This is a genomic window from Idiomarina sp. (assembly GCF_048265525.1).
Lineage (GTDB): Bacteria > Pseudomonadota > Gammaproteobacteria > Enterobacterales > Alteromonadaceae > Idiomarina.
Genome location: NZ_JBLXBI010000001.1, coordinates 545,489 through 571,845 on the forward strand (window position 1 = coordinate 545,489; position 26,357 = coordinate 571,845).

Annotated in this window: 29 protein-coding genes and 4 tRNA genes; 17 read left to right on the top strand and 16 right to left on the bottom strand. The window is 45.6% G+C overall.

The window, feature by feature from the left end:
- Nucleotides 1–8: 8 nt before the first annotated feature.
- The 4 genes from ACN0TF_RS02655 to ald form a co-directional block, all read right to left on the bottom strand.
- A complete protein-coding gene (locus tag ACN0TF_RS02655) occupies nucleotides 9–737 on the bottom strand; it encodes an arginyltransferase (protein ID WP_417440642.1) in 729 nt (242 codons plus the stop codon).
- Nucleotides 737–1,447, bottom strand: coding sequence for a leucyl/phenylalanyl-tRNA--protein transferase (gene aat / locus ACN0TF_RS02660; protein WP_417440643.1), 711 nt, complete (start codon nucleotides 1,445–1,447; stop codon nucleotides 737–739). The genes ACN0TF_RS02655 and aat overlap by 1 nt, the downstream gene beginning before the upstream one ends.
- Nucleotides 1,448–1,456: 9 nt before the next feature.
- Nucleotides 1,457–2,416 (bottom strand): thioredoxin-disulfide reductase, encoded by a 960-nt coding sequence (gene trxB, locus ACN0TF_RS02665; protein WP_417440644.1) that lies wholly within the window; start codon nucleotides 2,414–2,416, stop codon nucleotides 1,457–1,459.
- Between the two features lie 146 nt (nucleotides 2,417–2,562).
- The gene (ald, locus tag ACN0TF_RS02670) at nucleotides 2,563–3,690 is read right to left on the bottom strand and encodes an alanine dehydrogenase (RefSeq protein ID WP_417440645.1); all 1,128 of its coding nucleotides are present in this window, start codon (nucleotides 3,688–3,690) and stop codon (nucleotides 2,563–2,565) included.
- A gap of 138 nt (nucleotides 3,691–3,828) precedes the next feature.
- Between ald and lrp the strand changes: the two genes are divergently transcribed.
- From lrp to serS, 6 genes are all read left to right on the top strand, one after another.
- Entirely contained in the window at nucleotides 3,829–4,323 is a 495-nt protein-coding gene (gene lrp, locus ACN0TF_RS02675) for a leucine-responsive transcriptional regulator Lrp (protein WP_041291753.1), read from the top strand.
- A 94-nt stretch (nucleotides 4,324–4,417) separates the two neighbouring features.
- Nucleotides 4,418–6,826 carry a DNA translocase FtsK 4TM domain-containing protein gene (locus ACN0TF_RS02680; RefSeq protein ID WP_417440646.1) on the top strand — a complete coding sequence of 803 codons (2,409 nt, stop codon included), beginning with the start codon at nucleotides 4,418–4,420 and terminating at the stop codon, nucleotides 6,824–6,826.
- A 3-nt stretch (nucleotides 6,827–6,829) separates the two neighbouring features.
- A complete protein-coding gene (gene lolA, locus ACN0TF_RS02685) occupies nucleotides 6,830–7,432 on the top strand; it encodes an outer membrane lipoprotein chaperone LolA (protein WP_417440647.1) in 603 nt (200 codons plus the stop codon).
- Between the two features lie 59 nt (nucleotides 7,433–7,491).
- Complete coding sequence (locus tag ACN0TF_RS02690; protein ID WP_417440648.1) at nucleotides 7,492–8,778, top strand: replication-associated recombination protein A; 1,287 nt, start codon at nucleotides 7,492–7,494, stop codon at nucleotides 8,776–8,778.
- Nucleotides 8,771–9,160, top strand: coding sequence for a fluoride efflux transporter CrcB (gene crcB, locus ACN0TF_RS02695; protein WP_417440649.1), 390 nt, complete (start codon nucleotides 8,771–8,773; stop codon nucleotides 9,158–9,160). Before ACN0TF_RS02690 ends, crcB begins: the two co-directional genes overlap by 8 nt.
- 7 nt (nucleotides 9,161–9,167) lie before the next feature.
- Nucleotides 9,168–10,460, top strand: coding sequence for a serine--tRNA ligase (serS, locus tag ACN0TF_RS02700; RefSeq protein ID WP_011233916.1), 1,293 nt, complete (start codon nucleotides 9,168–9,170; stop codon nucleotides 10,458–10,460).
- A 1-nt stretch (nucleotide 10,461) separates the two neighbouring features.
- Here the strand turns inward: serS and ACN0TF_RS02705 are convergent, their stop codons facing one another.
- From ACN0TF_RS02705 to ACN0TF_RS02725, 5 genes are read right to left on the bottom strand one after another with little or no spacing between them, the layout of a single operon-like run.
- Nucleotides 10,462–10,791 (bottom strand): TusE/DsrC/DsvC family sulfur relay protein, encoded by a 330-nt coding sequence (locus ACN0TF_RS02705; protein WP_011233915.1) that lies wholly within the window; start codon nucleotides 10,789–10,791, stop codon nucleotides 10,462–10,464.
- A 9-nt stretch (nucleotides 10,792–10,800) separates the two neighbouring features.
- Nucleotides 10,801–11,070 carry a hypothetical protein gene (locus tag ACN0TF_RS02710; RefSeq protein WP_011233914.1) on the bottom strand — a complete coding sequence of 90 codons (270 nt, stop codon included), beginning with the start codon at nucleotides 11,068–11,070 and terminating at the stop codon, nucleotides 10,801–10,803.
- Nucleotides 11,067–11,390, bottom strand: a complete 324-nt coding sequence (locus tag ACN0TF_RS02715) for a DsrE family protein (protein WP_110013083.1) — start codon at nucleotides 11,388–11,390, stop codon at nucleotides 11,067–11,069. The genes ACN0TF_RS02710 and ACN0TF_RS02715 overlap by 4 nt, the downstream gene beginning before the upstream one ends.
- On the bottom strand, nucleotides 11,390–11,749 hold the full coding sequence (gene tusD, locus ACN0TF_RS02720; protein ID WP_417440650.1) for a sulfurtransferase complex subunit TusD: 360 nt from the start codon (nucleotides 11,747–11,749) through the stop codon (nucleotides 11,390–11,392). Before tusD ends, ACN0TF_RS02715 begins: the two co-directional genes overlap by 1 nt.
- 50 nt (nucleotides 11,750–11,799) lie before the next feature.
- A complete protein-coding gene (locus ACN0TF_RS02725) occupies nucleotides 11,800–12,468 on the bottom strand; it encodes a Bax inhibitor-1/YccA family protein (RefSeq protein ID WP_417438037.1) in 669 nt (222 codons plus the stop codon).
- Nucleotides 12,469–12,713: 245 nt separating this feature from the next.
- Between ACN0TF_RS02725 and ACN0TF_RS02730 the strand changes: the two genes are divergently transcribed.
- From ACN0TF_RS02730 to ACN0TF_RS02775, 10 genes are all read left to right on the top strand, one after another.
- Nucleotides 12,714–12,805, top strand: a tRNA-Ser gene (locus ACN0TF_RS02730).
- Between the two features lie 119 nt (nucleotides 12,806–12,924).
- Complete coding sequence (locus ACN0TF_RS02735) at nucleotides 12,925–13,833, top strand: DUF3667 domain-containing protein (RefSeq protein WP_417440651.1); 909 nt, start codon at nucleotides 12,925–12,927, stop codon at nucleotides 13,831–13,833.
- Between the two features lie 29 nt (nucleotides 13,834–13,862).
- Nucleotides 13,863–14,657: a thioesterase family protein gene (locus ACN0TF_RS02740; protein WP_011233909.1), complete on the top strand. Its 795-nt coding sequence runs from the start codon at nucleotides 13,863–13,865 to the stop codon at nucleotides 14,655–14,657.
- Nucleotides 14,658–14,664: 7 nt separating this feature from the next.
- A complete protein-coding gene (locus ACN0TF_RS02745) occupies nucleotides 14,665–15,258 on the top strand; it encodes a DNA-3-methyladenine glycosylase family protein (RefSeq protein ID WP_417440652.1) in 594 nt (197 codons plus the stop codon).
- Nucleotides 15,259–15,466: 208 nt separating this feature from the next.
- Entirely contained in the window at nucleotides 15,467–16,117 is a 651-nt protein-coding gene (locus tag ACN0TF_RS02750) for a LuxR C-terminal-related transcriptional regulator (RefSeq protein ID WP_417440653.1), read from the top strand.
- Complete coding sequence (uvrC, locus tag ACN0TF_RS02755; RefSeq protein WP_114981339.1) at nucleotides 16,114–17,952, top strand: excinuclease ABC subunit UvrC; 1,839 nt, start codon at nucleotides 16,114–16,116, stop codon at nucleotides 17,950–17,952. The genes ACN0TF_RS02750 and uvrC overlap by 4 nt, the downstream gene beginning before the upstream one ends.
- 23 nt (nucleotides 17,953–17,975) lie before the next feature.
- Nucleotides 17,976–18,524 (top strand): CDP-diacylglycerol--glycerol-3-phosphate 3-phosphatidyltransferase, encoded by a 549-nt coding sequence (gene pgsA, locus ACN0TF_RS02760; RefSeq protein WP_011233905.1) that lies wholly within the window; start codon nucleotides 17,976–17,978, stop codon nucleotides 18,522–18,524.
- Between the two features lie 96 nt (nucleotides 18,525–18,620).
- Nucleotides 18,621–18,696 (top strand) — tRNA-Gly (locus ACN0TF_RS02765).
- A 6-nt stretch (nucleotides 18,697–18,702) separates the two neighbouring features.
- A tRNA-Cys gene (locus ACN0TF_RS02770) sits at nucleotides 18,703–18,776 on the top strand.
- A gap of 25 nt (nucleotides 18,777–18,801) precedes the next feature.
- Nucleotides 18,802–18,888: transfer RNA gene (locus ACN0TF_RS02775), tRNA-Leu, on the top strand.
- Nucleotides 18,889–19,065: 177 nt separating this feature from the next.
- Here ACN0TF_RS02775 and ACN0TF_RS02780 read toward each other — a convergent pair.
- The 4 genes from ACN0TF_RS02780 to ACN0TF_RS02795 all read right to left on the bottom strand — a co-directional run bounded on the left by ACN0TF_RS02780 (nucleotide 19,066) and on the right by ACN0TF_RS02795 (nucleotide 22,859).
- Nucleotides 19,066–19,872 carry a hypothetical protein gene (locus ACN0TF_RS02780; protein WP_417440654.1) on the bottom strand — a complete coding sequence of 269 codons (807 nt, stop codon included), beginning with the start codon at nucleotides 19,870–19,872 and terminating at the stop codon, nucleotides 19,066–19,068.
- Nucleotides 19,873–19,946: 74 nt separating this feature from the next.
- A complete protein-coding gene (locus tag ACN0TF_RS02785) occupies nucleotides 19,947–20,303 on the bottom strand; it encodes a YdbL family protein (RefSeq protein ID WP_417440655.1) in 357 nt (118 codons plus the stop codon).
- A 15-nt stretch (nucleotides 20,304–20,318) separates the two neighbouring features.
- Nucleotides 20,319–20,504, bottom strand: a complete 186-nt coding sequence (locus ACN0TF_RS02790) for a YnbE family lipoprotein (RefSeq protein WP_417438031.1) — start codon at nucleotides 20,502–20,504, stop codon at nucleotides 20,319–20,321.
- Between the two features lie 12 nt (nucleotides 20,505–20,516).
- Entirely contained in the window at nucleotides 20,517–22,859 is a 2,343-nt protein-coding gene (locus tag ACN0TF_RS02795; protein WP_417440656.1) for a YdbH domain-containing protein, read from the bottom strand.
- 407 nt (nucleotides 22,860–23,266) lie between these two features.
- Here ACN0TF_RS02795 and ACN0TF_RS02800 point away from each other — a divergent pair, with 407 nt between their 5' ends.
- On the top strand, nucleotides 23,267–24,577 hold the full coding sequence (locus ACN0TF_RS02800; RefSeq protein WP_417440657.1) for a TPR end-of-group domain-containing protein: 1,311 nt from the start codon (nucleotides 23,267–23,269) through the stop codon (nucleotides 24,575–24,577).
- A gap of 5 nt (nucleotides 24,578–24,582) precedes the next feature.
- Here ACN0TF_RS02800 and alkB read toward each other — a convergent pair whose 3' ends face one another.
- From alkB to ACN0TF_RS02815, 3 genes are read right to left on the bottom strand one after another with little or no spacing between them, the layout of a single operon-like run.
- Nucleotides 24,583–25,236, bottom strand: coding sequence for a DNA oxidative demethylase AlkB (alkB, locus tag ACN0TF_RS02805; RefSeq protein WP_417440658.1), 654 nt, complete (start codon nucleotides 25,234–25,236; stop codon nucleotides 24,583–24,585).
- Entirely contained in the window at nucleotides 25,237–25,842 is a 606-nt protein-coding gene (locus ACN0TF_RS02810; protein ID WP_417440659.1) for a GNAT family N-acetyltransferase, read from the bottom strand.
- A complete protein-coding gene (locus tag ACN0TF_RS02815) occupies nucleotides 25,826–26,356 on the bottom strand; it encodes a cytochrome b/b6 domain-containing protein (protein ID WP_417440660.1) in 531 nt (176 codons plus the stop codon). The genes ACN0TF_RS02810 and ACN0TF_RS02815 overlap by 17 nt, the downstream gene beginning before the upstream one ends.
- Nucleotide 26,357 lies beyond the last annotated feature (1 nt).

Here is a 26,357-nt window from a genome sequence, read left to right on the forward strand (position 1 = left end):
AAAATCCTCTAATCTTTGTTTTGAGCTTTAAGTGTGTGCGATTTTAGCTCTTTTTTCCAATGATTGCCAACCAGTCGTTCATATGGGGCAAATCGAGTCTTATAATTCATCTTTTTGCAGTCATCAATTTGGTAACCCAAATAGAGTCTGGCAACATCTCGCTCCTGAGCCAGTCGAATCATTTCTAATACAGCGAAGGTACCCGGCGAACGCTTTTCCTCATCGGGATGAAAAAAGGTATAAACTGCGGACATTGCGTCAGCAGTGCGATCAACTACCGAAACTATCATTAACTCATTGCTGGCATTGCGCCACTCTAATAACTCCGGAGTTAACCAGTCGCAATCTATCCAGTTCCAGAATTTTTCCGGGTCGGGTGGGTACATCTCTCCATCCGCGTGTCGTTGTTCAATAAACTGCGAAAACAATTGACTGTATTCAGCTTCCGGCTGCTGTTTAATCTGCAGCGTTAAGTCGTCATTCTTTTTTAGAATTCGTTTTTGGTTCTTACTAAAGCGAAATTCAGGCACGACCACGCGTAACGACTGACAGGCACTACAGAGCCGGCAGTGAGGACGGTAAACATCGTTATGGCTGCGACGGAAGCCGTATTGCATGAGTTGCTGATACGCGTCTGCATTAAGGTTTTCAAGAGCATTAGGGAGGGCAACAACAAGTCGTTCCTGCTGGTCGGTTAAATAGTGACACTGGCTCTCTTTCGTCACGCCAAATTGCACTACAGTTCTCCAGAATGAGAAAGCTCACGAGCTTGCCAAAAAGTATCTGGCATCTTTTGTTGTTGTGCAATATTGAGCTTCATTAAAAAACGTTCGCGATGCAGGTTAACAGCACCTAATGAAAATAAATGCGGATTACCCACCTGACAATCAATTAGCTGGCCGCCATGCTTTTTGAAATATTGAGCGAAACGTAACAAGGCTATTTTTGATGCGTCGGTTTTGTAGTGAAACATACTTTCTCCACAAAAAGCGCGGCCTACTGAAATACCGTACAAACCGCCTGCAAGTTCATTGTCGAACCAAATTTCGACCGAATGGGCGTGACCTAACTGATGAAGCTTACAATAAGCTTCAATCATCTCTTCCGTTATCCAGGTACCTTCTTTGTCGGCACGCTCGTCTGCGCAGGCACGAACAACTTCAGAAAAGTTACGATTAATGCTCATTTGCCAGTTTGGCTTACGATTGGTTTTAGCTAAAGAGCGGCTGGCATGGATTTGGTCGGGGAAGAATACGGCTCTGGGGTTAGGGGACCACCACAGAATTGGATCATTTTCTGAGAACCAGGGAAATATTCCCTGCTGATAGGCGTGTATCAGCCGACCCGGCGATAAGTCTCCACCAACAGCGAGTAGCCCATTGGGCTCATGCAAAGCTGTCGCTGCAGGCGGAAAACTTATTGATGCCGGATCAAGCTGGACAATCACGTTAAAAGACTAAGATTTAGTCAGTGCGTCTAAGTAACGCTCGGCATCTAACGCAGCCATACAGCCACTACCGGCAGAGGTAATTGCCTGACGGTAAATATGATCCATTACGTCACCGGCTGCAAAAACGCCCGGTACACTGGTTGCAGTCGCATTGCCCTGAAGCCCGCTCTGCACCTGAATGTAACCGTCCTGCATTTCCAACTGACCGTCAAAAATACCGGTGGTAGGCTGGTGCCCAATGGCAATAAAGCAGCCCGCAACTTCCAGTTCCTCAGTACTACCGTCTTGCGTATCTTTAATACGCACGCCAGTAACACCAGCATCGTCACCTAGCACTTCATCCAAGGTTTTGTTCAGATGGAAAGTGACATTACCGTTCTGCTCTTTTTCATGCAGGCGGTCGACCAGAATTTTCTCTGCCCGGAAAGTGTCACGACGGTGAATAACGTGCACTTCGCTGGCAATATTTGAAAGGTACAGAGCTTCTTCAACTGCGGTATTACCGCCGCCGACAACGCAGACTTTTTGCTTTTTGTAGAAAAATCCGTCACAGGTTGCGCAAGCCGAAACGCCTTTACCCATAAAGGCTTCTTCTGAGTCTAAGCCTAAGTATTTAGCTGAGGCGCCAGTGCTTATAATAACGGAGTCCGCAGTGTACTCGCCGACATCGCCTTTTAAGCGGAAAGGGCGCTTAGAAAAGTCGACGCTACTAATATGGTCAAACACAATTTCGGTATCAAAGCGCTCAGCGTGCTTTTGCATGCGGACCATAAGGTCGGGCCCGGTTAAACCTTCGGCGTCGCCCGGCCAGTTCTCAACGTCGGTCGTGGTGGTTAACTGACCACCTTGTTGCATGCCCGTTACCATAACCGGGTTTAAATTAGCGCGTGCAGCATAAACGGCAGCCGTGTAACCAGCAGGACCTGATCCCAGAATAAGTAACTTGCAGTGTTTGGCTTCAGCCATTAGGAAAACTCCATTAATTCGTTTTTGATTGTTCGTTCTTTAGCTATGGGGATTGATTGTAGGGTTTACAAGCTTGGCGAACAAGAACTGGCAATAAAAAAGCCCGCAAACTTTTGTTCACGGGCTTGTTCAGAACAATCTGGTAATTACGCTTGCAGCGCTTCGCGTGGGTCTTGGTAATCCAGACCTAACTGCTGACCAAGATCATCGTGAATAGCTTTGTAGGTAATTTTACCTTTGTGCATATTCAGGCCACGTAACAGATGCTCGTTTTCGAGCATGGCTTGCACGCCTTTGTTTGCGAGGGCGATACCGTAAGGCAGGGTCGCATTATTCAGTGCAATAGTAGAGGTACGTGCTACACCGCCCGGCATGTTTGCCACACAGTAGTGAACAACGTCGTCAATAATGTAAACAGGGTCCTGATGCGTGGTTGCTTTTGATGTTTCAAAGCAGCCGCCCTGATCAATAGCAACGTCTACCAGTACTGAGCCCGGCTTCATATTGCTGATGTTATCGCGAGTCAGCAGTTTCGGTGCCGCGGCGCCCGGAATAAGAACCGCACCCACCACTAAGTCAGCTTCACGAGAGTATTTATCGATAGCATCAACGGTTGAGTAAACCGTTTGTACGCGACCGGCAAAAATATCGTCCAGTTCACGTAAACGAGGCAGAGAACGATCTAAAATGGTGACTTCAGCACCCAGGCCAATAGCCATTTTCGCAGCGTTAGTACCAACAACACCGCCGCCAATGATCAGAACTTTGCCTGGTGCTACGCCAGGAACGCCACCTAATAAGGTGCCGCTGCCACCATGTGCTTTTTCTAAATAGTGAGCGCCCGCCTGAATGGACATACGCCCGGCAACTTCACTCATAGGAGCTAAAAGAGGCAAACCGTTACGGTTATCGGTGACCGTTTCGTAAGCAATAGCGGTACAACCCGCTTTACCCAGTAACTCAGTTTGAGTTGGATCTGGTGCTAAATGAAGGAAAGTATAAAGAATTTGGCCTTCGCGAAGCATTTTGCATTCGTTTGGCTGAGGCTCTTTTACTTTAACAATCATGTCGGCGCGCTGAAAAATCTCTTCTGGTGTATCAATAATAGTTGCACCGGCTTCCATATATTGCTCGTTTGTGAAGCCTATTGCTGCACCACCGTTGTTTTCAATGATGACGTCATGCCCATTTTCCACATATTCACGTACAGCTGCTGGAGTTAAACCGATACGGTATTCGTGGTTTTTAATCTCTTTTGGTACACCAATTAACATTATCTGCCTCTTACAATTTCGTGTTTAAGGGGGAATTATTTGGCGCAAATTATAGACGCAAACAACAGTGCATGACTTACTTTTTTTAAGTTATTTTTTGGTGTGATATACTAATTTAAATTACTTATTTAGAGATTTATTATGTTTAACGCCGAGCAACCAGCAGAAGTCACTATTGATAAAACCGACAGGAAGATCTTGCGGCTTTTGCAGGATGATGGACGTATGTCAAACGTGGAGCTGGCAAGGCGTGTAGGCCTTAGTCAGACCGCCTGTCTGGAGCGTGTGCGTAAGCTTGAACGGGAACAAGTTATTGAAAGTTATCATGCCCGTATTAATCCTGCTAAGTTAGGTGCAAACCTGATGGTTTTCGTTGAAATTACCTTAACCCGAACCTCGGCTGACGCTTTTGCCGAATTTAGTGAGGCTGCACGTAAAACGGATGAAATTCTTGAATGCCATTTAGTGGCGGGTGACTTTGACTTCCTGATAAAAGCACGGGTGCCGGATATGCGCGCTTATCGCAAATTATTGGGCGAAACCCTGTTAATGATGCCAGGGGTTGATGAATCACGAACCTATGTGGTTATGGAAGAGGTTAAACAAGAAAATAAAGTATTAGTAAAGGGGTAACATTGGGGCTGATATTCGCTACAATCATGCGGATAAAATTTATCTCGATATTTTATCTTAACAAGAATACTAACGAAGGCGCTGCAATAAGATAATGACAGGTGTACAAAGAGTTTTAGAAGCAGGGTTGCTGATAAGTGGTGCGCTGGCCATTTTCATTTTTTTGTCATTGGTGAGCTTTAATCCCGCTGATCCCAGCTGGTCACAGACCGGTTACGAAGGAAGCATACATAATGCCGGCGGTGCCGTAGGTGCCTGGATGGCAGATGTGCTCTTGTTTGCCTTTGGTTTTGTTGCCTACCTTATTCCTTTTGGCTTTGTCGGCCTGGGCTACTTACTATTTCGCAAGACTTACCATTTATTAGAAATGGATTACCTTGCGGTCAGCCTGCGTATGATTGGCGCTATGCTCGCGCTCATTGGTGCATCGGCACTGTCTTCTATTAACTTCGACGATATTTACTACTTTTCCGCTGGCGGTGTTATCGGTGATGTTATTGCGGCGTCTTTGCTTCCTTATCTGAACTTTGTCGGAACGACACTGCTGTTACTGACTTTCTTCTTTACCGGAGTAACTTTAGTGACCGGAATAAGCTGGTTGCAGGTTGCAGATAAACTCGGTGAGTGGGTTATCGATGGGGCTTTGTGGTTAACCGAAAAAGTTAAAATGCTTTGGCAAAGTCGCGGAAGCTCGGAAGCGGAAGATAAAGAAGACGACTCTGAAGCTTATGATGACAGCGAGCGTGAGCAAACGCTTGAAGAAAAAAAACCGACAACGCTCAGTAGTGACTTATTCGGGGCTGATAAACAAGAACCTGTTTTGAGCCTGCCTTCAATGAGTTCTGTTGATGAAGACGATGACGTAGACAACGATGCGCCTAAATTTAGCAAGCAGGCGGCTACGAAGAAAGACACACCTAAGAAGCCTGTTGCTGCGGCGCCTTCTTCAGAAACCTCTGCGGAAGACAAGCCGCAATCAGCAGTTAATTCAGGCGAGGGAGAGATACTTCCGCCGCTGCCGTCGATAGAGCTTCTGGATAGACCGAATAAAAAAGAGCACCCGGTAACCCAGGAAGAACTGGATCAGGTATCACGCACGGTCGAGACCGTGCTGAAAGATTTTGGGGTGGATGTTCGCGTGGCGCACGTTGAACCCGGTCCGGTCATTACCCGTTTTGAGCTCGATTTAGCGCCGGGTGTTAAAGTCTCCAGAATTTCTAACTTAGCAAAAGATATTGCCCGTACCTTGTCTGCTGTTGCTGTGCGTGTGGTAGAGGTTATTCCGGGTAAGTCATACGTTGGCCTGGAACTGCCTAATAAACACCGTGAAATAGTGCAGCTAAGCGAAGTAATTAATAGCGACCAGTTCACCCATAGCAGCTCACCGCTAACGATGATTCTGGGTAAAAACATTGCTGGCACTCCAGTCGTTGTCGACTTAGGAAAAATGCCGCATTTGCTGGTGGCAGGTACAACCGGCTCCGGTAAATCTGTTGGTGTTAACGTTATGATTCTGAGCCTGCTTTACAAGAGCACGCCGGAAGACGTTCGCCTTATTATGATAGACCCTAAAATGCTTGAGCTGTCGGTTTATGAGGGCATTCCGCACTTGTTGACTGAGGTTGTTACTGACATGAAGGATGCCGCCAATGCACTGCGTTGGTGTGTGGGAGAAATGGAACGTCGTTACAAACTCATGTCATCTTTAGGGGTACGTAATTTAAAAGGCTACAACGCGAAAGTGAAGGCGGCTAAAGACGCTGGTGAACCATTGCGTGACCCTATCTGGAAGCCGGGCGACTCTATGGATGAGTTACCGCCGTTGCTGGAAAAATTACCGAACATTGTCGTGGTGATAGACGAATTTGCCGACATGATGATGATTGTCGGTAAAAAGGTAGAAGAACTTATTGCCCGTATTGCCCAAAAGGCGCGTGCAGCAGGTATTCACTTAATTTTGGCAACTCAACGCCCATCGGTGGATGTTATCACGGGTTTAATTAAAGCGAATATTCCAACCCGAATTGCGTTTCAGGTATCATCAAAAATAGATTCGAGAACCATTCTGGATCAGCCGGGTGCCGACCAATTGTTAGGGCAGGGCGATATGCTCTATTTACCGCCGGGTAGCGGCTCTCCGGTTCGTGTACATGGTGCTTTTGTCGATGACCATGAAGTTCATGCGGTGGTTAAAGATTGGAAAAAACGTGGTCGACCTAACTATCTGGAAGAAATTTTGTCAGGTGATCAGGGTGAAGAAGCGCTGTTGCCGGGTGAACAGCAGGAATCTGACGATGCTGAATCTGACCCTCTGTACGATGAGGCGGTTGCCTTCGTTACTGAGACCCAGCGGGTATCAGTGTCGAGTGTACAGCGCAAATTCCGTATCGGTTATAACCGCGCCGCCCGTATCGTCGAACAAATGCAGGCGAGTGGTGTCGTAACCAGTGCAGGCAATAACGGCCAGCGCGAAGTGCTGGCTCCACGAGCTCCAAGGGATTAATTCATGAAAGCAGTTGTATTTGCCATGGTCATGGCAGTTTCGTTTAATGTGTTTGCTTCAGACAACGATTCAGACAAGCAGGCTCTGCAAAGTTTACTGAAACAAACTCAAAGCTTATCGGCAGAGTTTGAACAACAAGTAAAAGATGAGCAGGGTGAAGTGCTACAAACACTAAGCGGCACGTTAAAGTTAAAACGACCCGCTAATTTGTATTGGCATACGAAAGAGCCAGATGAGAGCGTGATGGTCGCTAACGGCACAAAGGTTTGGTACTACAATCCTTTTGTTGAACAAGTGACAATTTATGCACAGCAGGACATGGTTGATGATAGCCCTTTGCTGCTGGTGTTGGACAGCAACGGTAATCAGTGGCAGAACTACAACGTCAGTTTTAGCGATAACCGTTATTTTGTTGAGCATGAAACGAATGGTAATAAGCTGGAGTTAACATTTACCGATGAAAAACTCACAGAGATAACCATGGTTCAGTCTCAGGGAGAGCGCACTGAACTGATGCTGAATAATGTGGCGTTAAATGAAACTATCAGCGACGAACAATTTGTTTTTGATGTGCCTGCTGATGTCGACGTCGACGATCAAAGTTAATTGTTGTGGCAGGTCTGGACTTAGATTTTCAACCCGATTTCAAGCCCCTTGCGGCGCGAATGCGCCCACGTACGGTTGACGAGTATGTAGGTCAGCAACATCTTCTTGCTCCCGGTAAACCTTTGCGGGTAGCGGTCGAGCAGGGGCATCTGCATTCAATGATTTTATGGGGGCCTCCGGGGACCGGTAAAACCACCTTAGCGGAACTCATTGCGACCCAGGCAAATGCTACGGTCAGCCGCATTAGTGCAGTAACCTCCGGTGTTAAAGACATTCGAAAAGCCATTGAAGAGGCGAAGTTACTGGCTCAGCAGCAGGGGCGCCGCACCATTTTGTTTGTGGACGAAGTGCACCGTTTCAACAAAAGCCAGCAAGACGCTTTTCTGCCCCACATTGAAGACGGCACTATTGTCTTTATTGGCGCGACTACCGAAAACCCCGGCTTTGAGCTTAACAACGCACTGCTGTCGCGGGCGCGGGTTTACCGGTTACAAACACTGTCCAAAACGGATCTTGAACAGGCTCTGGAAAGCGCGTTAACGGACTCTGAACGGGGGCTTGGTCAACGCCAGTTGCAATTGGAAGGTGAAGCCCGGGCAAAGCTTCTGGATTTAGCCGGCGGGGATGCGCGTCGCTTATTAAACTACCTTGAAGTGGTTGCTGATTTTGTTGAGAGCAGCAGCCAGCCAATTACACCAGAATTGATCACTGCGGCTATTGGCGAAAAAGCCACGGCTTTTGATCATCAGGGTGACCATTACTACGATGTTTTATCCGCTTTTCATAAGTCTGTCAGAGGTTCATCTCCCGACGGAGCCTTGTATTGGTACGCGCGCTTATTAACCGGTGGTGGGGACGCTTTGGTTATTGCCCGCCGGTTATTGGCTATCGCCTCTGAAGACATAGGTAATGCTGACCCCAGGGCATTGCAGTTGGCATTAAACGCCTGGGATACGTATCACAGAGTTGGCTCCGCCGAAGGTGAACGAGCCATTGCTCAGGCGGTTATTTATTGCGCTTGTGCGGCGAAAAGTAATGCCGTTTATAATGCCTTTAAAAGCGCACTAAGAACCGCTAAAGAACACAGTGATGCGCCAGTGCCCGAACATTTGCGTAACGCACCAACCAAGGTGCACAAAGCTCAGGGATATGGTGCTGACTACCAGTACGCACATAATTATCCTAACGCTTACGTTCCGGGTGAACGTTACTTACCGTCGGAAATCGCCGATACCCAGTTCTACGCCCCTGAGCCGCGTGGTTTAGAAATAAAGTTGCAGGAAAAGCTCCGTTGGTTGCAAGATATGGACTCAAAGTCAGACTGGCACAGGGAACCCGATGAATAATCTCCTTCTTCATTTTTTTTGCGTAGCCGCGGGTGGTGCAATAGGCGCATCGGCACGCTTTGCTATGGTTCTTGCTATGCAATCAATTGGGTTTCGGGCATTCCCTTTTGCCACGTTGACCGTTAACATAATAGGTTCATTTTTCTTAGGGTTGTTACTGGCTTACGCAGAGCAACAACCCGTTTCTGAAACAACTCGTTTATTTTTAGGAGTTGGTTTACTGGGGGCTTTTACAACCTTCTCGACATTTTCTGTCGAGGTTGTGGCCTTAGCCAGTCAGGGCGAGCTGTTTAAAGCCGCTCTGCACATTGCCTTTAATGTAATTATTTGTATTGCTGCTGTTTTCGCGGCAATGATGTTGTACTCAACAACGGTTAAATAGGACACTCATGCTAGACGCAAAATACTTCCGAGAGGAATTAGACCAGACCGCAAAAAAGCTAGCAACGCGAGGCTTTGACTTAGACGTTGCCAAATTACAAAAGCTGGAAGAGCAGCGCAAAGAGGTGCAGGTGCGCACCGAGCAGTTGCAGGCAGAGCGTAACAGCCGCTCGAAAGCCATTGGTAAGGCAAAAGCTTCAGGTGAAGACATACAACCTTTGTTAGATGCGGTAAGCGATTTAGGCGAACAACTGGATAACGCTAAAGAAGAGCTAAAAGTTATCCAGCAAGAACTTAACGATATTATTATGGGTGTTCCGAACTTGCCGGCAGACGAAGTCCCGGAAGGTGCGGATGAAGATGAAAATCAGGAGGTCCTGACTTGGGGCAAGCCTAAGTCGTTCGACTTTGAAGTGAAAGATCATGTCGATTTAGGCGAAGCATTAGCCAAAGGTATGGACTTTGAAACGGCCGCGAAGCTCACTGGAGCACGCTTTGTGGTTATGCGTGGTGGTATCGCCCGCATGCATCGCGCTCTGACTCAGTTTATGCTGGATTTACATACTGACGAGCATGGGTATCTTGAAACCTATGTGCCTTATATGGTGAACCAGGACTCATTATACGGAACCGGTCAGTTACCTAAGTTCGGTAAGGATTTATTCCATATTGAAGGCGAGTCTCAGGATCAAATTCCTATGTCGTTGATTCCAACGGCTGAAGTGCCGTTAACAAACTTATACCGTGATGAAATTGCTGACGAAGAAGAGCTACCGCTTAAGTTTACCGCGCATACGCCGTGTTTCCGCAGTGAAGCCGGTTCTCACGGTCGCGACACTCGTGGGCTTATTCGTCAGCATCAGTTTGATAAAGTGGAACTGGTCTGGTTGGTTAAACCTGAACAGTCGATGGATGCGCTGGAGCAATTAACAGGCCACGCCGAAACTGTGCTGCAAAAGCTTGAGCTGCCGTATCGAAAAGTACTGCTGTGTACTGGAGACATGGGCTTTGGGGCAGCTAAAACCTACGACCTGGAAGTTTGGTTGCCGGCGCAGGAAGCGTACCGTGAAATCAGCTCTTGCTCGAACATGCAGGACTTTCAGGCGCGCCGTATGCAGGCTCGTTTCCGTCGTAAAGGCGCGAAGAAACCTGAACTTATGCACACATTAAACGGCTCTGGTCTGGCTGTTGGCCGTGCGCTGGTAGCCGTGCTGGAAAACTACCAACAGGAAGACGGCTCAATTGTTGTGCCTGAGGTATTACGTCCTTACATGGGCGGTGTAGAAGTGCTTAAGGCTTAAATTAAATACATTTAGCCGGTTTAGGCAGGCCCGCAATTCGTGTGGCCTGCTTTGCCGGGCCTTTAGGGAACAGCTTATACAAATAACGACTGTTGCCTTTATCCTCGCCTAACTGCTTTTTCATGGCTTTAACCAGTACGCGCATTGCCGGACTGGTATCAAATTCACGGTAAAAATCCTGCACAAAAGTCACGACTTCCCAGTGTGCCGGGGTCATGTCGATATTTTCTAACTCTGCAAAGTGAAGGGCCAGCTCCTCGCTCCAGTCGTCTAAGTTTGCAAGGTAGTTGTGTTTGTCGGTTTCGTATTCTTTACCGTTAAATTCAATCATGCCGTGATATTACCAGGTTATTTGTTGTTGGAAGCTAAGCACCAGCTCAACCCACTGCTCGTCCGATTTTAACATGACGTAGTCAGGCAGTGCAGTATCCAAAGCGTTAGCTTCCTGTTTGCGCGCATAAACCGGTAACTCAACAGGTGACTCAGGTGGCAGTTCGTTGAGTGCTACGCCCGACATAAGCAAGGCATCAGTGTCACTCAGCAGGTGGCCATGTTGTTCCAGCCAAGGCACTAAAGACGAATTTCTTAACCAGTGTAAAGTAGAGGTCATGAGAATTGTAATACCTCGTCAAATTGGCTTAGGTGACGCTTTAATTGTTCTGGCGAGACGATAACCGTATCAATGTTTGCGGGCAGGGGGCTTGTATCGGTTAACTCTGCTGAACTTATTACAACAGGTTCTGCATCCAGTAATTCCAGCATGGCATAACGCTTAGAAGGTTGGTTCAGTAGAGACTTAACGGCTTCACCGGACAATATTAATTGCACCGGATAATCAAAGCTGGCTAATGCTAAAGCAATATCGAGTGCTTCGGTCGCCGAGTCGCTAGCGGCACTGCATTGTAAGATAGCAATTTTTTTCATGGTCATTAAAACTGTAAGGTCCGGTCGCTGTTAGCCATGGCAGTTGCCAGAGCGGTTAAACCTGAGGCTTCAAAACCGGGATGGAATTTCTCCATTCCTTTGCGTTCAGCTACGGTATGGCAGACCACCAGGGGCACTTGGTTGTGCTGGCTAAACTCTTCCCATTGCGTAATCAAGTCTTCATTTTCTGCTGGTGTGGGAAATTCCGCATGGTTTACTGATTCCCGATAAAAAAACACACAGGCTATGGTGTGGCCGGTGTTGATAGCCGCTTTTGCAAATGCCAGAGCATTCATAGATTGAGTGCGTTCTTTAACTGAGTTTTGAAGGATGAGTGTGAGTTTAGCCATAAATTGTCCGTTCATACAAAAACGCCCCGCAATGCGGGGCGCTTATTACGATTTTACAGAAGCGATTAATCGTCGCCACCGAACGCCATTAGCAATTGTAGCAAGCTAAGGAACAAGTTATAAATCGAAACATACAAAGTGACTGTTGCAAGGATGTAGTTACGCTCGCCACCGTTAATGATGTCGCTGGTCTGCCACATAATCAGCATTGCCATCAATGGAATCATGATAGCAGATATTGCAAGCTGTAATGCTGGGAGTTGGAAGAACAGGTTAGCCAACATTGCCACAAAAACCATGATAATACCGGCAGTAACCAAACCACCCAGTTTAGACATGTCCTTCTTCGTGGTTAACACATAAGCCGAAGTTGCAAAGAAGGTCAGAGCTGTACCGCCTAACGCAGTAGCAACCATCTCGCCACCACCAGGCATTGATAATGCCATGTTAAGGATAGGGCCAAGGGTGTAACCTAAAAAGCCTGTTAGAGCGAAGGTTAGTACAATGCCCATGCCGCTATCTTTGGTTTTGTGAATACCAAAAAGTAAGCCAAAGTAAGCAACTAAAGTGATAATGAAACCCGGATAGGGCAAGTTCATCATCGTGCTGATAGTAGCAACAATAGCACTAAAGGCTAATGTCATTGCCAATAAAGTGTAGGTGTTGCGTAATACCTTATTAACGGCCAGCGTCGATTCGTTCTGACCGACATAAGTCTGACTGCGATTGTTCATAGATTTCTCCGTGTTGAACTTACTGTCTGTTAAGACTGTTTTTTATTTAAAAAGTTTCCTCGATACTACAGCATTAATGGGGGCGTTGGGTAGAGCAGAAGGTAGTAATTTCTGGCGAATTTTGGTCGGTTTGTTTAATAAACGCCCAAACGAACACTTTGTTCAAATTTTTACTTTACAAGCGTAACTTAGGTCTTTAATATTCGCCTCGTTCTCAACAACGCAGTTGCAGAGAACAAAAATACGGAGAGGTGGCAGAGCTCGGTTTAATGCACCTGACTTGAAATCAGGCGTGGGTTCATACCCACCGGGGGTTCGAATCCCTCCCTCTCCGCCAAATTCAGAAAAAAGCCCCGCTCATTTGAGTGGGGCTTTTTTTGTTCCCGCCGCTTTTTGTTCTAGCCGATAGCGCAACTTTAAACCTCCTGTTATATTAAGCAAAAATGGAATTTTGCCATGGAATCGACCGTCAGTAATTGTAAGAACTGTAATACACCTCTTACCGGTGAATACTGCCATCAATGCGGCCAACAGGATAAACAAAGCATACGCAGCGTTTTTGCCGTTGTCGGCGATCTTTTTGGTGAGTTAGGGCACTGGGACTCCAGATTCTACCGTACTCTCAGAGGACTCTTTCTAAAACCTGGTTTTCTATCATCTGAGTTTATGAAAGGACGTCATGCCTCTTATGTACCTCCGCTCAGGCTCTATTTCTTTATCTCGTTGATATCTTTTATGGTGCTGACATCACAGATAACCTTTAATGATTCACAGTCAAAGAGCGAGGCCCGACAGTCTGAAACAGAAGTATCTGAAAGTGACTCTAACGAAAGTACCGTACGGCGCGGATTTGAGTTGGAGTTTGGTGATATCCCCTGGTTGAATGAAGAGCAAACGCGGATGCTTGAACAGAAACTTCAGCATTTAAAGCAAAACCCCCAGTTGTTTGCGCAAAAACTGATTTCAATGACACCACAGATGATGCTTTTGATGCTGCCTTTTTGGGCACTGTATTTAAAAGTCTTTTATTTATTCAGTAACCGTTACTACTTAGAGCACTTAACTGTAGCTTTGCATACACACGCTTTTTTACTGCTTTCCCTGATGTTGTTGTCGACATTAGGCTATATAACTAACCCGCTGATTGATAACTTTGGCTGGACCTGGTTAACCTTACCATCAGACTGGTTAGGTTATATTCTTATTGGATGGATGTTCACTTATCTGCTATTGACGCAAAAGAGCTTCTATCAGCAAAGCTGGACATTAACTGTATTCAAATTTTTAGCCTGTGTTTTTGGTTATTTTCTTTTATTAAGCGCTTCTTTTGTATTAATGGTGATAATTGGTATTCTTAAAGCTTAAATCAAACAGTCGTTTAAATAGGGAATAGTATGAACTTCCACACAGCTGTAGAACAAATCGTTGCGGATAAGAACAATCAAGTCATTGAACTACCTTCCGGCTGGGCTCAAGGACGCGCGTTTTTCGGCGGATTCAGCGGAGCATTGGCTGCTCAGTTTTTGTTGAAACAATTTCCGATTGAATATCATCTTCGTTCCATGAGTATCTCTTTTGTCGCGCCTGCTGAACCGGGTGAGGCTGAGTTAAATTACCGAATTTTGCGCGAGGGAAAATCGGTTATTCAGGTTGCTGTCGAACTGCAGCAGCAAGGGCAGATTATGTTGTCTTGTCTGGCGAGCCTGGGCAAAGGCCGAAGTTCAACGGTTACAGTGGTAAGTGAAACGCCACCCGATCTTAAAACCATCAACGACGGACCAGGTTTACCTGAAGCGGATATTGTCCCAGAGTTTGCGAAAAACTTCGATTACCGTATTACGTCAGGTGGTATGCCATTTAGCGGACAACCGGGAAGAACTTTTGGTGGCTGGATACGTTTTCGTGAAGAACAACAGCCGCTGACAACGGCAACTATACTGGCTTTAGTTGACGCCTGGCCACCGGCAGTCTTGCCTCATCTGGACAGCCCTGCGCCGGCCTCGTCTTTAACCTGGACTATTGAGTTTCCCGATATTCCTCTACAAAGTTTCAGTAGCCACGACTGGTTTCAGTACGAAGCTTTTATTGAGCATGCTGAAAATGGTTATGGGCACAGCCGCGCTGGTCTGTGGAGTGAGAAGGGCGAGTTATTAGCTATAAGTCGACAGACTTTTACGGTATTTGCGTAATAATTGTATGAAAACGACACCAGCAATCGTCAGACAACACCTTATCGATACTCAGCCGGGTATCGACTTGTTGCTGCTTCAGTTGCCCGAGCTAGGCTTATTGGCGGCATCTGAAACACCCGTTATCGAGGCACTGCCACGAATTATTATTCGTCAAATGCTGTCTTTAAAAGCCTCCGCAACCATTATTGAAAGAGCAGAGCAAAAGGCAAAAGCATTAGGAGTAGGTCGCATTGCTTATATTCCTGCGGAGGAATTAACAGGGTGCGGTGTCAGTCGTTCCAAAGCTGCAGCTATTAACAGCGTTGCTCACTGTCATCAAACTCAGCCCGAGAGAATAGATGCCTGGTCGCAGATGAATTCAGCTGACCTGATTAAGGATGTGACTCAGCTTAAAGGTATTGGTCCCTGGACGGCGTCTATTTTAGCTATGTTTCATTTTGCCCATGAAGATCTTTTTCCCATTCAGGATAGCTCGCTGCGTAAAGCCATGAGCCTGCTGAAGGATCAGGATATTTTGATCATCCCTGAACGGGCTCAGCCTTACCGCAGTTATTTAGCCTGCTATTTGTGGGACATGCTGGATCAGGCACGTCTGTAGCCCAGTATAAAAATTCACATTGAAGCTAGTCTTCAAATGTTATTTTCACACCTTTGAATTGGCTTTTTCAGAGTTTTTGTAAAGTTCTGTAAAAGCCGCTTGTTATTGTCTTTAAAAGCTCAGAATATTCTATCCGAATTCGGGCAGGGTGGTACGGATTTAACCTAATCAGGAAGACTAACAAGGTATACAAATAAGGAATGTGAAAATGAACCGTATTATTTTAGCTATCCCCAACCCCATTATTAGCGCCGGCATGGCCTCCGTTCTGCAGCAACACTTCAGTGACCAAATATTGACCGTAACCGGTATTGCCGATTTACGCCGAGCTTGCTACGAGTATGAAGACGCAGTAGTTGTTTTATGCAGCCGACTTGGTGGTGCTGCAACAGTGGAGCACTGGCGTCGCTTGAAACGTCGTCACTGCGATCTAAGGCTTATTGTCTGGGGTAGCAGCCAACAAGATATACTTGATTTTCAGTGCGGTATTAGCGTTGTCGACGGATACTTACTGGACTCGTGCGACAGTGCTGACTTAGTTCAGGCAATTCGTTCGTTGAAACAGGGCAATGTTTTTGTCGCAGCGCCGGTTGCCGCTTATCTTGCACAGAATCCGCGTTCGCAACAGCAAAAAACAATGGTTGATATGCTGAGTGAACGCGAGCTTCAGGTCGCACAAATGCTCAGTCGGGGTATTCGGGTAAGGGAAATATCCCGACATTTATGTATTAGCAGTAAAACAATAAATACCTTCCGTTATCGGATTTTCTCTAAACTCGGTATCGATGGTGATGTACAATTGTCTCATCTTGCAATTCAGTCAGGTCTTGTTGACCTAATTCAGTTTGAAGGTAGATGACAGAAGGTAATCAACAAAAGCAGTTTGACAGCGATAGCTTTCTTCGTCACCTGACTCATCAGCCCGGCGTTTACCGGATGTACGATGAGTCGGGTGACGTGATTTATGTCGGAAAAGCAAAGGATCTAAGAAAACGTGTGTCCAGTTACTTTCGTGAGAAGGTCGACCGGATGAAAACACAGGTGTTGGTTAAGCAAATTGCGTCCATGGACGTTACCGTTACCAACACCGAAGCTGAAGCGTTAATATTAGAAAACACCTTTATCAAAAAATATCGACCACGCTACAATGTCTTGTTGCGTGACGACAAATCCTATCCTTATATTATTTTAACTGCTCACCAGCACCCTAAGCTTGGTTTTCATCGGGGCGCCCGGCGCGCGAAAGGTGACTATTTTGGTCCCTTTCCTAATGGTTCGGCTGTACGTGAAAGCCTAAACCTGCTGCAGAAGCTGTTTCCAATTCGACAGTGCGATGACTCTTATTATCGTGCGCGCACCAGGCCTTGTTTGCAGTATCAGTTAAAACGTTGCCTCGCGCCCTGCGTTAATGTTTGCACTGACGACGAATACAATGAACAGGTGGCGCTGGCAAAACAGTTCCTGCAGGGCAAGAATCAGCAGGTTATTGACGAGCTGATGAATAAAATGGAGCAGGCGAGTACAGATCTCGATTTTGAACGAGCCGCTAGATTTCGTGATCAGATAGCTGCGCTACGAAAAACTCAGGAACGTAACTCGGTTACCGGAAGCCAACAAGAACTGGATGTTATTGGTTTAGCACGTGGTAACGGAATGACGACAGTGCAAATGTTGTTTATCCGGGATAATCATTTGCAAGGCAGTCGCAGCTATTTTCCTAAAGTGCCGACAGATACCCCTGACGATGAAGTACTCAGGGCTTTTCTTCTGCAGTTTTATTTGTCAGATACGGCTGGACGGAAAATTCCACGAGAAGTCGTGCTTCCCGTCGATGTACAGCCTGACAATGTTTTAGCGGAAGTGATGAGTGATGCGCTGTCGCAGCCGGTTAAATTGCAAAGCTCGGTACGTGGAGATAAGCGTCAGTACCAGTCACTGGCTCAAAAGAATGCGGTTAATGCGCTAGAGAGTCGGTTGAATCAGCAAAGTACGATGAACCGCCGGACTCAGGCATTACAGCAGGTGCTGGAATTTGGTGTACCCATTCAGCGCATGGAATGTTTTGATATTAGCCACACTATGGGTCAACAAACGGTGGCTTCCTGTGTTGTGTTTGATCAAAACGGGCCTAAAAAGTCAGACTACCGCCGCTATAATATTACCGGCATAACGCCGGGCGATGATTACGCTGCCATGTCTAAAGCCCTGGCTAAGCGGTACGACAATGCGAAAGAGCAGGGCAACATACCGGATATTCTGTTTATCGACGGTGGTAAAGGACAGTTAGCTCAGGCGGAGAACTACTTTAATGACTGGGGAAAAGAAGCGCCGGTATTAATTGGCGTGGCGAAAGGCGAGTCGCGCAAACCGGGTCTGGAAACTTTGATCATGGCCGGTAGCCATGAAACCATTCCGCTGAGTAAAGACGCCAGTGCGCTGCATTTGATTCAGCACATACGTGATGAGTCACATCGTTTTGCAATAACCGGGCACCGCCAGAAGCGGGCTAAAGTTAAGAAAACCTCGACGTTAGAACAGATTGACGGGGTAGGAGCGAAGCGCAGACAGGCCATTTTGAAAAATCTAGGTGGATTACAAGAGGTAAAAAACGCTAGTATTGATAAATTAGCCAGCGTACCTGGCATTAGCCGATCATTGGCAGAGAAAATCTATTACTCATTTCGTGATGAGTAAAAACAATAAGGAATCAGCGGATAATGAAGTGGAATATCCCTAATATTTTGACCAGCTTCCGGATAGTACTTATTCCGGTATTTCTGGTGGTTTTCTATTTACCAATGGAAGATGCGCGTTTCTGGGCTGCTTTTATCTTTTGGTTAGCGGCAATCACAGATGCTCTGGATGGCTATATTGCCCGTCGCTTTAACCAGTTTACTAAGTTTGGCGAGTTTCTTGACCCGGTAGCTGATAAAGCGATGGTGGTTGCTGCGCTGGTTGTCATTGTTGAAGATTATAATTCTGCCTTTATTACCATTCCGGCGCTGACGATGATTTGTCGTGAGCTTATAGTAAGTGCACTACGGGAATGGATGGCGCAAAGCGGCCACAGAGCAAAAGTTGCTGTTTCGAATTTAGGTAAATGGAAAACAGTGGCACAGATGCTGGCCTTAATTGGATTACTTTGGAATGCGAACGTCTATATTTATTGGTTATCGATGTTTTTGTTCTATTCGGCTTTCGTTTTGACTGTGTGGTCCATGTGGGAATATTTACGCGGCGCCAAGAGCGAATTGACCAGAAATTAACTGCTTTGCCGTAAATTTGTGCAAACAGTCATTAAAATGATAAAAAGTCATTGACTGAAAACGATTAAACAGTAGAATGCCACGGCAGATGACGGTGCGGGAATAGCTCAGCTGGTAGAGCACAACCTTGCCAAGGTTGGGGTCGCGAGTTCGAATCTCGTTTCCCGCTCCAAATTCTGGCGGGTTGGCAGAATGGCTATGCAGCGGATTGCAAATCCGTGGATCTCGGTTCGACTCCGGGACCCGCCTCCATTATTCGAGAACACTTCTATGTAGTGCCCGGGTGGTGGAATTGGTAGACACAAGGGATTTAAAATCCCTCGAAGGTAACTTCGTGCCGGTTCAAGTCCGGCCCCGGGCACCAATTCCGAATTTACAGCAGTATCTGAAAGTCTACAAAGCCTTATAAATAAAGCCTCTCAGGCGATTCCTTGATTCCCCTTGTCTATTAAAATCTATTGAAAAATACGACCACTTGGTGCTACTTTTGGTGCTACTCCAGTTCGGTGATCAGGATGTGCCACGATTTCTCCCTCGGGTACTAATAAATATAGTTCTTAGATTCATAAAGCAGGTTAAGTAAATCGTAGGTGTTTTCGGAAATGAATCCAAAAGAGAATAACGTTTCTCTAATCTGCATGGGGTGGATTGAGAGGCTCGACAGAGAAATAAATTCCTGGGGGTTATAATCTTTCGTTAGTAACTTTAACGCCGCATATTTTACTGTGTCATCGAAGCTATACCCCATGTCTTCCAGTGGTTTTACCAAGGACGTATTAACTACTTTTTTTTGTTCCGTTAAAAAAGTTGCATCTTCAAGCTGAGCACGAGAATAACTTAATGGCTTGTTTTGTCTAATTTGAAGATAATTCAGAATAAGGTCTTGCTTTAAAGGCATTGGGCTGGCTGAACCAGAGTCTAGATACTTTATAGCCTGCTGAACTGCCGCGTTCTGACTGATGAGATTTGCCGACTGCTGTTCTTGTTCATTCTGTATTTCTTTTCCTTGCGAAGTCTCTTTAACCGTCTTTTCAGATTCTTTCTCTTCTAACGCCGCTGAACGCTCTTTAAATGCGCTAAGCAATTTACTGTAGGACTCTTGGATATCGTCATGACACTTTTTCTGCAGCTGATCAAGTTGCTCATATTCACTGCTGTCTAAATTAGGCCGATAGCGATCGAGCTGCATGAACGCATCCAATAACTCTCCGGAGGACGAGGCGTTGTCGAAGTCGGCTTTTGCTTTATGGAAATGAGAGGCCTTGTCACAAGTAATTTGAGCTACTGCAGATGTTGAAAACGCAAAAGAAAAAGGTACCAAAGCCAGAAACACTAAGGTGGGTTTCATTAATTAGTTCCTTCTAAAAGTTACGACTGAAAATAGCTTCTTGCTCATGCACCGCAATCCTTTGCAGAAGCCAATTAAGGCTTCTGCTTCCATTCTCCATCCACTTTGACGTAGTGACCTGACTTGCTGCGTTCAATGGCGCGTTTGCCGGCTAACAGCTCGACATCGGCAACAGCAATGTCATTGTTGTTGGCTATGCGCGTGTATTCCTGACGGCGAGCTTCGTTAATGTGTTTAACGATTTGTTCGGCTGTTTCGGTGGACTTTACGACTCCCAGGTAACCGTCGGGTTTTTCACCCACCAGACCCTGCTCTTTGGCGTCACTTAACTGTGCCATTGACTGCTCTAAGTTTAGTTGCTGAGCTTGTGCCAGCGGGCTTGATAAGCCAATAAAGGCAATTAAAACTGCGGTTAGTAAATATTTCATCATTGCATTCCTTTGTCGTTAAAACAGGCCACTGGATTCAGAAATTACGTCGTCGAGCGCTTTATCAACTTTAACGTAAATTTCATGCTTTATTTTAACGTTTAAGTTAATAGTAATAGGCTCTTTAGGTGCTGCGACCTGTACCGTCGGGGTACACCCCAGAACGAATAAGGGCACGCTTATTAGTAAAAAGAATTGCTTCATATCATCCCCTGATTAATTGATTTTCTTCTGTACTCGTTTACGGATTACATCGTTCAGACTATTGCTTATTTGCAGTCCTTTTATCAATGCGGGCAGGTCTTCCTCTAAGCTTACGTTAAGCTCTACCGGACGTCCATTTTCAAGCTCGGGGTTCGAGCCTTTTAACTGTACTGCTAAGGTCAATTTACCATTGTCATTATAGTCCACGGTCGTAGACAGTTGATTATAATAGAAGTTACCCAATACGCCTGCCAAAGTTTGTAAGCTGGGGTTACTGCCGGCAAGTTGAACCAGGGCGGACGAATCTACCTGCAGGTGACCACCGGGCGCCAGCGCATCCAGATAACCTCTTTCTACTGTTAAATCGTTAGAGTCCCAGTAAACAGGGATGGTTCCTGAAACCTCACCATCTATGGAAATTTTGTTGCTTGGATATTGACGCATGAGTTCACCCAGCGAAATTTTTTCGAACACAATGGGTAGTGCAAAGCTGTCGGTTAAAGAGTAACGCTGGTTGGGAATGCTTATGCTGCCACCAAGAGCTTTAATGGTGTGACTGGTTAAGTCGAGAGTGGATTGCATAGGTTGTTGAAAGGGCAGTTGGGCTCTAAATTCAGCGGTGATTGGCCCCAGCGCAAAGCCTTGTTGAACGCTGCCAATGTGGAGCTTTGCATTATTCATATTAAGTTGTTCGTTATTGGCGGTGAAACCAAAATCAATATTGCTATTAACCACGGATAAGGTATCAAAAACCCAGTCACCTTTTTGAATCTCTAATTGCCCGTTGTCGAGGCGCCAGCGGTTATTATTTATGGAGTAAGTTACATCTGTCTGGCCGCTAATAGCCGCTTTACTGACAACAAACTGAGGCAGCGTATTTGTCAGTAGGGTGTTCAGTTGCGGAATTTGCTGCCAGTTAAAATCGGCAACTTCAATTTTGCTTTTTAACTGATCAGAAGTAACCTGGCTATGGTGTGCCACTTTTATATGATCACCGAGTACGAGCTCTCCGTCACCGGTCAGTTGCTGCTGTTGATATTGAAACTTACTGTCAAAAACGGCTTTGAGGTTCCGTATGGGGTCGAAATTAACTGCGTTGCTGTGAATGTTAAGGTCAAACTCTGCAAGCGCATTATGAGGTTCGGAGTACGGATAATAAATTTGATTGAAGTTGAGTACGGCTAAGGCGTCGTTGTCTAAAGCTTTAAGCTCAATGCGGGTTGGCTCAGTACTATGGAGTTCGGCAGCTGTGGTCGAGACTGTTCCGGAAAACTTCGATATGAGTTTGCTTATCGTCATTGATTGCCCGGCAACAGGAAGCTTAATGCTGTCCGCATTCAGCTGCACATAATCGAGTTCAAGCGAGTTAAATTGCCATTGTTTTTGTTGTATCGATAACTCAGACGCGAGGCGAATCGTCTCGTTTTTTTCACCTTTAGCTACAGCATTTAGCTTTAGAGGCCAACGGGCTTTATTAACAGCCTGTTGAGCACTGAGCAATGAAACACCCAAACTGTCGCGGCTGTTCAGCTCCCAGGACAACGACGACAATTGTAGTGGTAGATCGGACTCGATTAATGACGCTAAGTTTTCAGTATCACCTTTCAGCTCGAGCTGATAAGAGTCCATAATACCCTTATTCAAATTTAGCTGAAGCTCACCTGTTGCTGTTGTGGTACTGCTGGTAATTTCGATTAAAGTGGGTTGCGTAATTGACACAACAAGCTCGCCGGACAATTCAGCTATAAGACTCTCCACTGTCGCTGACTCAATATAAGGTGAAAGATTACCGTTCCACTTTGCATCAACCGACACTGGCTCGGTCGTTACCTTGTCTGCAAATTGCTGTGCCGCTAAAAGATAACTACCACCGGCTATAAGCTTCCCTGAGTTATAGTCATAATTAGCTTGTAACAGGGCGTTGTCGTAGCGAGCTTTTAGTTTTACCTGGTTATCGTGTCGAATAACTCTCACATCGGCGACAAGTGGCTCCTGGCTATTGAGCTCTAACCGCAATTGCTGCTTGTTTATCAGTGAAAGACTTGCAGAGACGCTTTCAGGCAGTAACTTGCCTTTCAGTTGTAGCGACTTAATATCGATACGTTCTGGTAATAAAGCCGGCATTTCCATGGAGAATATCTGCGTGAGGTTTACCGCTGCGGTGGAACTTGCTCCTGACGATTCGGGTAAGGAATCAATTGTTATTTCCAGCTGCCTAATAACAATGTGGCTGGTAGTCAGTTTCTCAAATTCCACTTCCCAGTCAGTAACACCAGCCAATTTCAGTTGCTGGTTTAAATAGAAGTAGCCGAACAATGCTATAGCAAATGCAATGAGCAGAAGTGTGAGAAGCATGGAGCTGCCGAGTGATATTAACCGCCATAGCTTCATTTAGATATTAGTCCTTTTAATAAACGATGCTCTTTAACTTGCTGTTTTATAACTATAGTTAGCACGGATGAACCCTTCAAGGCAAAACCAACTTCGCGGCCTCTCTTTAAAAGCTTTTCACTTGATCTGGTTAAAAAACAAACAAAAGCTTTACCTTCATTTAATTTCGATTATGATAACTATCATAATTATAAAAAGCGCTGACTGCAGGCATTTCGTCATTATTGGTTCTAGCTTCTAGTCAGAAATTGCACTTTGAAAGTTAAAGTTCTGTAAAGCCTCTTTTATACGCTGAGTTACGCAGATAGTCTAAACGCTGTCTATTAATTCACCATTAATGGCTTTTGAATAACTTGCGACAGGAGCTATCCGTGAGCACTATAACCAATACAGCAGTCAATGTGACGCCGGATACCCCGGTGTTTATGGGGTGCAGTAAACCTCTGGAAAGTGATGTTCAGTTTAGCTATTTTTTTAATGGTTGTTTTATCTATTCGTATAATCATACAACTGGGCATTGCACTTGTTTTACAGAGCTCGATGTCGCAACCGCTACGGTGAAGCCGTTTGGATTAGTTGACAAACACTATGTCGTTATTGGCGATAAGCTTTTTCGCTCACAAGCGCAAGCTAAGAAAGCGCACAGTGTATTACCCAATGTGGATGCCGCTAATGACAATAAAGTCGATGAACGCGTGCAGCTTCCTACTGTAGAGAATTTATCTCCGATAAAGTCATTAGGTTTAATTGAACACTGGTTTAGCGAAGATTTCGATTTGAAGTGGGAAACCTACCAGGAAAGCCCTGAGTTCTATAATCTTATTCAATACTATCTGGCTCTTTGCTGTGATGCTTACAAAGAGAAACCCGATCAGGCATTTCTGGATGCAGGAGTTCAGGTTTACTTAAGCATGGCGCAATTCAGTTGGTTGAACCCATCTATTTTGCACAATGCCGCTTGTGTGTACTGGTTAGCAGGAGAGCAGGACAGTGCCCTTGACTGTATTGAGCTTGCTTTAGATTTTCGTTACACGGGCATGGAAAGCCTTTTACATGATGAAGATCTCGATGGTCTTAAAGAGCATCCGCGATTTCGTTGGTTGTCGAATAAGTACCAGGCATTAAAGCCGAAATTTAACTATGTTACGCCGGAGCTTTTCGAAGCCTTTGAGAATTTCGCTGTGCAGCAGTCAGACTCCTTCGTGCGCTTTATGCGAGGGCATTTATTAAAAAACTTTCGGTTCTATGACATCTCTGAATTGAGCGCTCGAATTGATAGTAGCGAAAACGATGATGAGCGTGAATACTGGCAACGACTGGCATCATTCAATAATAACTATTTATACAATTATATGCTGATGGACGAGCCTATGGATCTTTTAACAGAGCAGGGTAAAGCCAATTATCAACTGTTTCAGCAATACCGACATTATCGGGTGCTTAATCCGTTAGTTTTTGCCAAGGTAGCGGAGCAGTTGTTTCATCATGCTCATTATTGGGGCAGTCAGCACCATGGCTTTTTTAATCAACGCGATAGCGCTTTACTGCAACAAAGCTTTCAGCTATTTCAGGAATTTCACGTTGCGACAGAGAGCCTCTGTAGTGAAAAACGGGATGAACTTATGGCAAAAGCAAAAGAGTACGATATTTTCAATTACATGGAAAAGTTAGGAAGCTGCTGATTGGCTTAGTCAGCCTGACGTATAGTTAAATTCACTCTACAGCGTCCAGTTAACGGGTGCATAGCCTCCTTAAGCTGTTGAACTCCATGATATCTCAAGCGATCTTTTCCTCCCCAGACAAGCGCATCGGCGTGCTGAAGACTGAACTTCTGATACTTGTCAGAACGTTTAAAACCGCCCCACATAAAGGTTATAGGTAACCCAAAAGAAAATGAGACGATGGGCTTGGAAAAGTCAGTTTCATTTTTATCCTGATGGAGTCCCATTTTTGCACCTGGCGTGTAAACGTTGATGAGACAAGAGTCAGGCATAAAATTCTCAAAACCGGCTAACCGTGAGACCTGCGTTGCTTTTACTAAAATACTGTTGGGAATATCTGGCCATGGCTGACCTGTTGCAGGGTCGGTATTCTGGTAACGATAGCCGTGCTTATCGCTGAGCCAGCCGTAGCTTCCGCAACTGCTACTTTTCACCGACATTTTATGGCCTGAAGGAGTTGTTAAGTGACGCAGCGGTGATTGCTTTAAAACCCCACGGATATCACTGATCAACGCTTCATCATCCGCCAGCAAAAACTGGTGAAACAGGGTGGCTTGCTCACTTATATGGGTGCTTAATGGCTCTGAACCATCGTTGGCAAAGAGATCAAGTGACGACATTCAGCTCTCCAGAAGTGAAAGTGTCATTAGCAAGCGGTCCTGGCCTGGTCCTAAATAGTCACGCACCGTTTGGGTGGTGTTAAAACCAAAGCTCTGGTAAAGCGAAACTGCTGAGGTGTTGCCTGGTGCGACACTAAGTTCCATTTGTTTATAACCAAGACTGTGTGCAAGCGCTATGGAATCGCTTAATAGTAGCTTGCCCAGTCCCTTGCCCTGGAACGTTTTTCCTACCAATAGCGACATAAGGGATAAACCAGAGTCTGAAACCGGAACCATTAGACTATAGCCCGCCGTTTTCTCTCCCGCCTTTAGAGTTAAAAAGGTGTGCGGCCATTGTCTTAATGCCTGATAGAAAAAGGCAGCGGAATAAGCGTCATTTGAATAAAACTGTTTTTCTAAAAATGCAATTTTGGAAATGTCGTTATAGCTGGTATTGGCTAATGAAAAATCACTAGACTGCGCATCTGTTGTTGCAAGAGAACCTACGCATAAACGACAGTCATCCTGAGGCGCAGATGCCTCAACGTAACGCAGCTTATGAGAGGATTTCTCCCTGTTACTGGAGACCTGATAAACGCGTTCTCGCTTTTTATTTTGCTCGGTCATGGTGTTTTGTTCGGCGTTTGCCGCTGATCATAGGACGAATAAGCTCTATTTTACCAATATATGCGGTAACAACTACAGCTACGATATGAATAATGACCAGAGCAAAAATGATGTTGGCAGAAACAGAATGCACGGAGGTTAGAAAACTGTCTCCATAGAGCGCATTAATTTCTTCGCGGAGGAAGCCAGTAATGGCTTGCAGTAAGAATAAAGCCAAAAAAGAGAACACCATAAGGCCACCGAGCGGGTTATGCCCCTGAGCCTGGTTTACTTTTCTATGGCGAAGTTCTGCGACGTGATCTTTAATTCCGGCAACAGAAGGGGAGAAGTTATGGAAGCGTGCATTTGGTGAACCCGTAAAACCCCAGATGATTCTTATAATAACTAAGGCTGCTGCAGTATAACCCACGGCCTGATGATAGCTGCCTCCGGGTTCAAGCCAAAAGTAATTGAGACAAAAACACAGCACCAATAACCAATGAAAAGTTCTGATAAATCTATCCCAAATGATCATT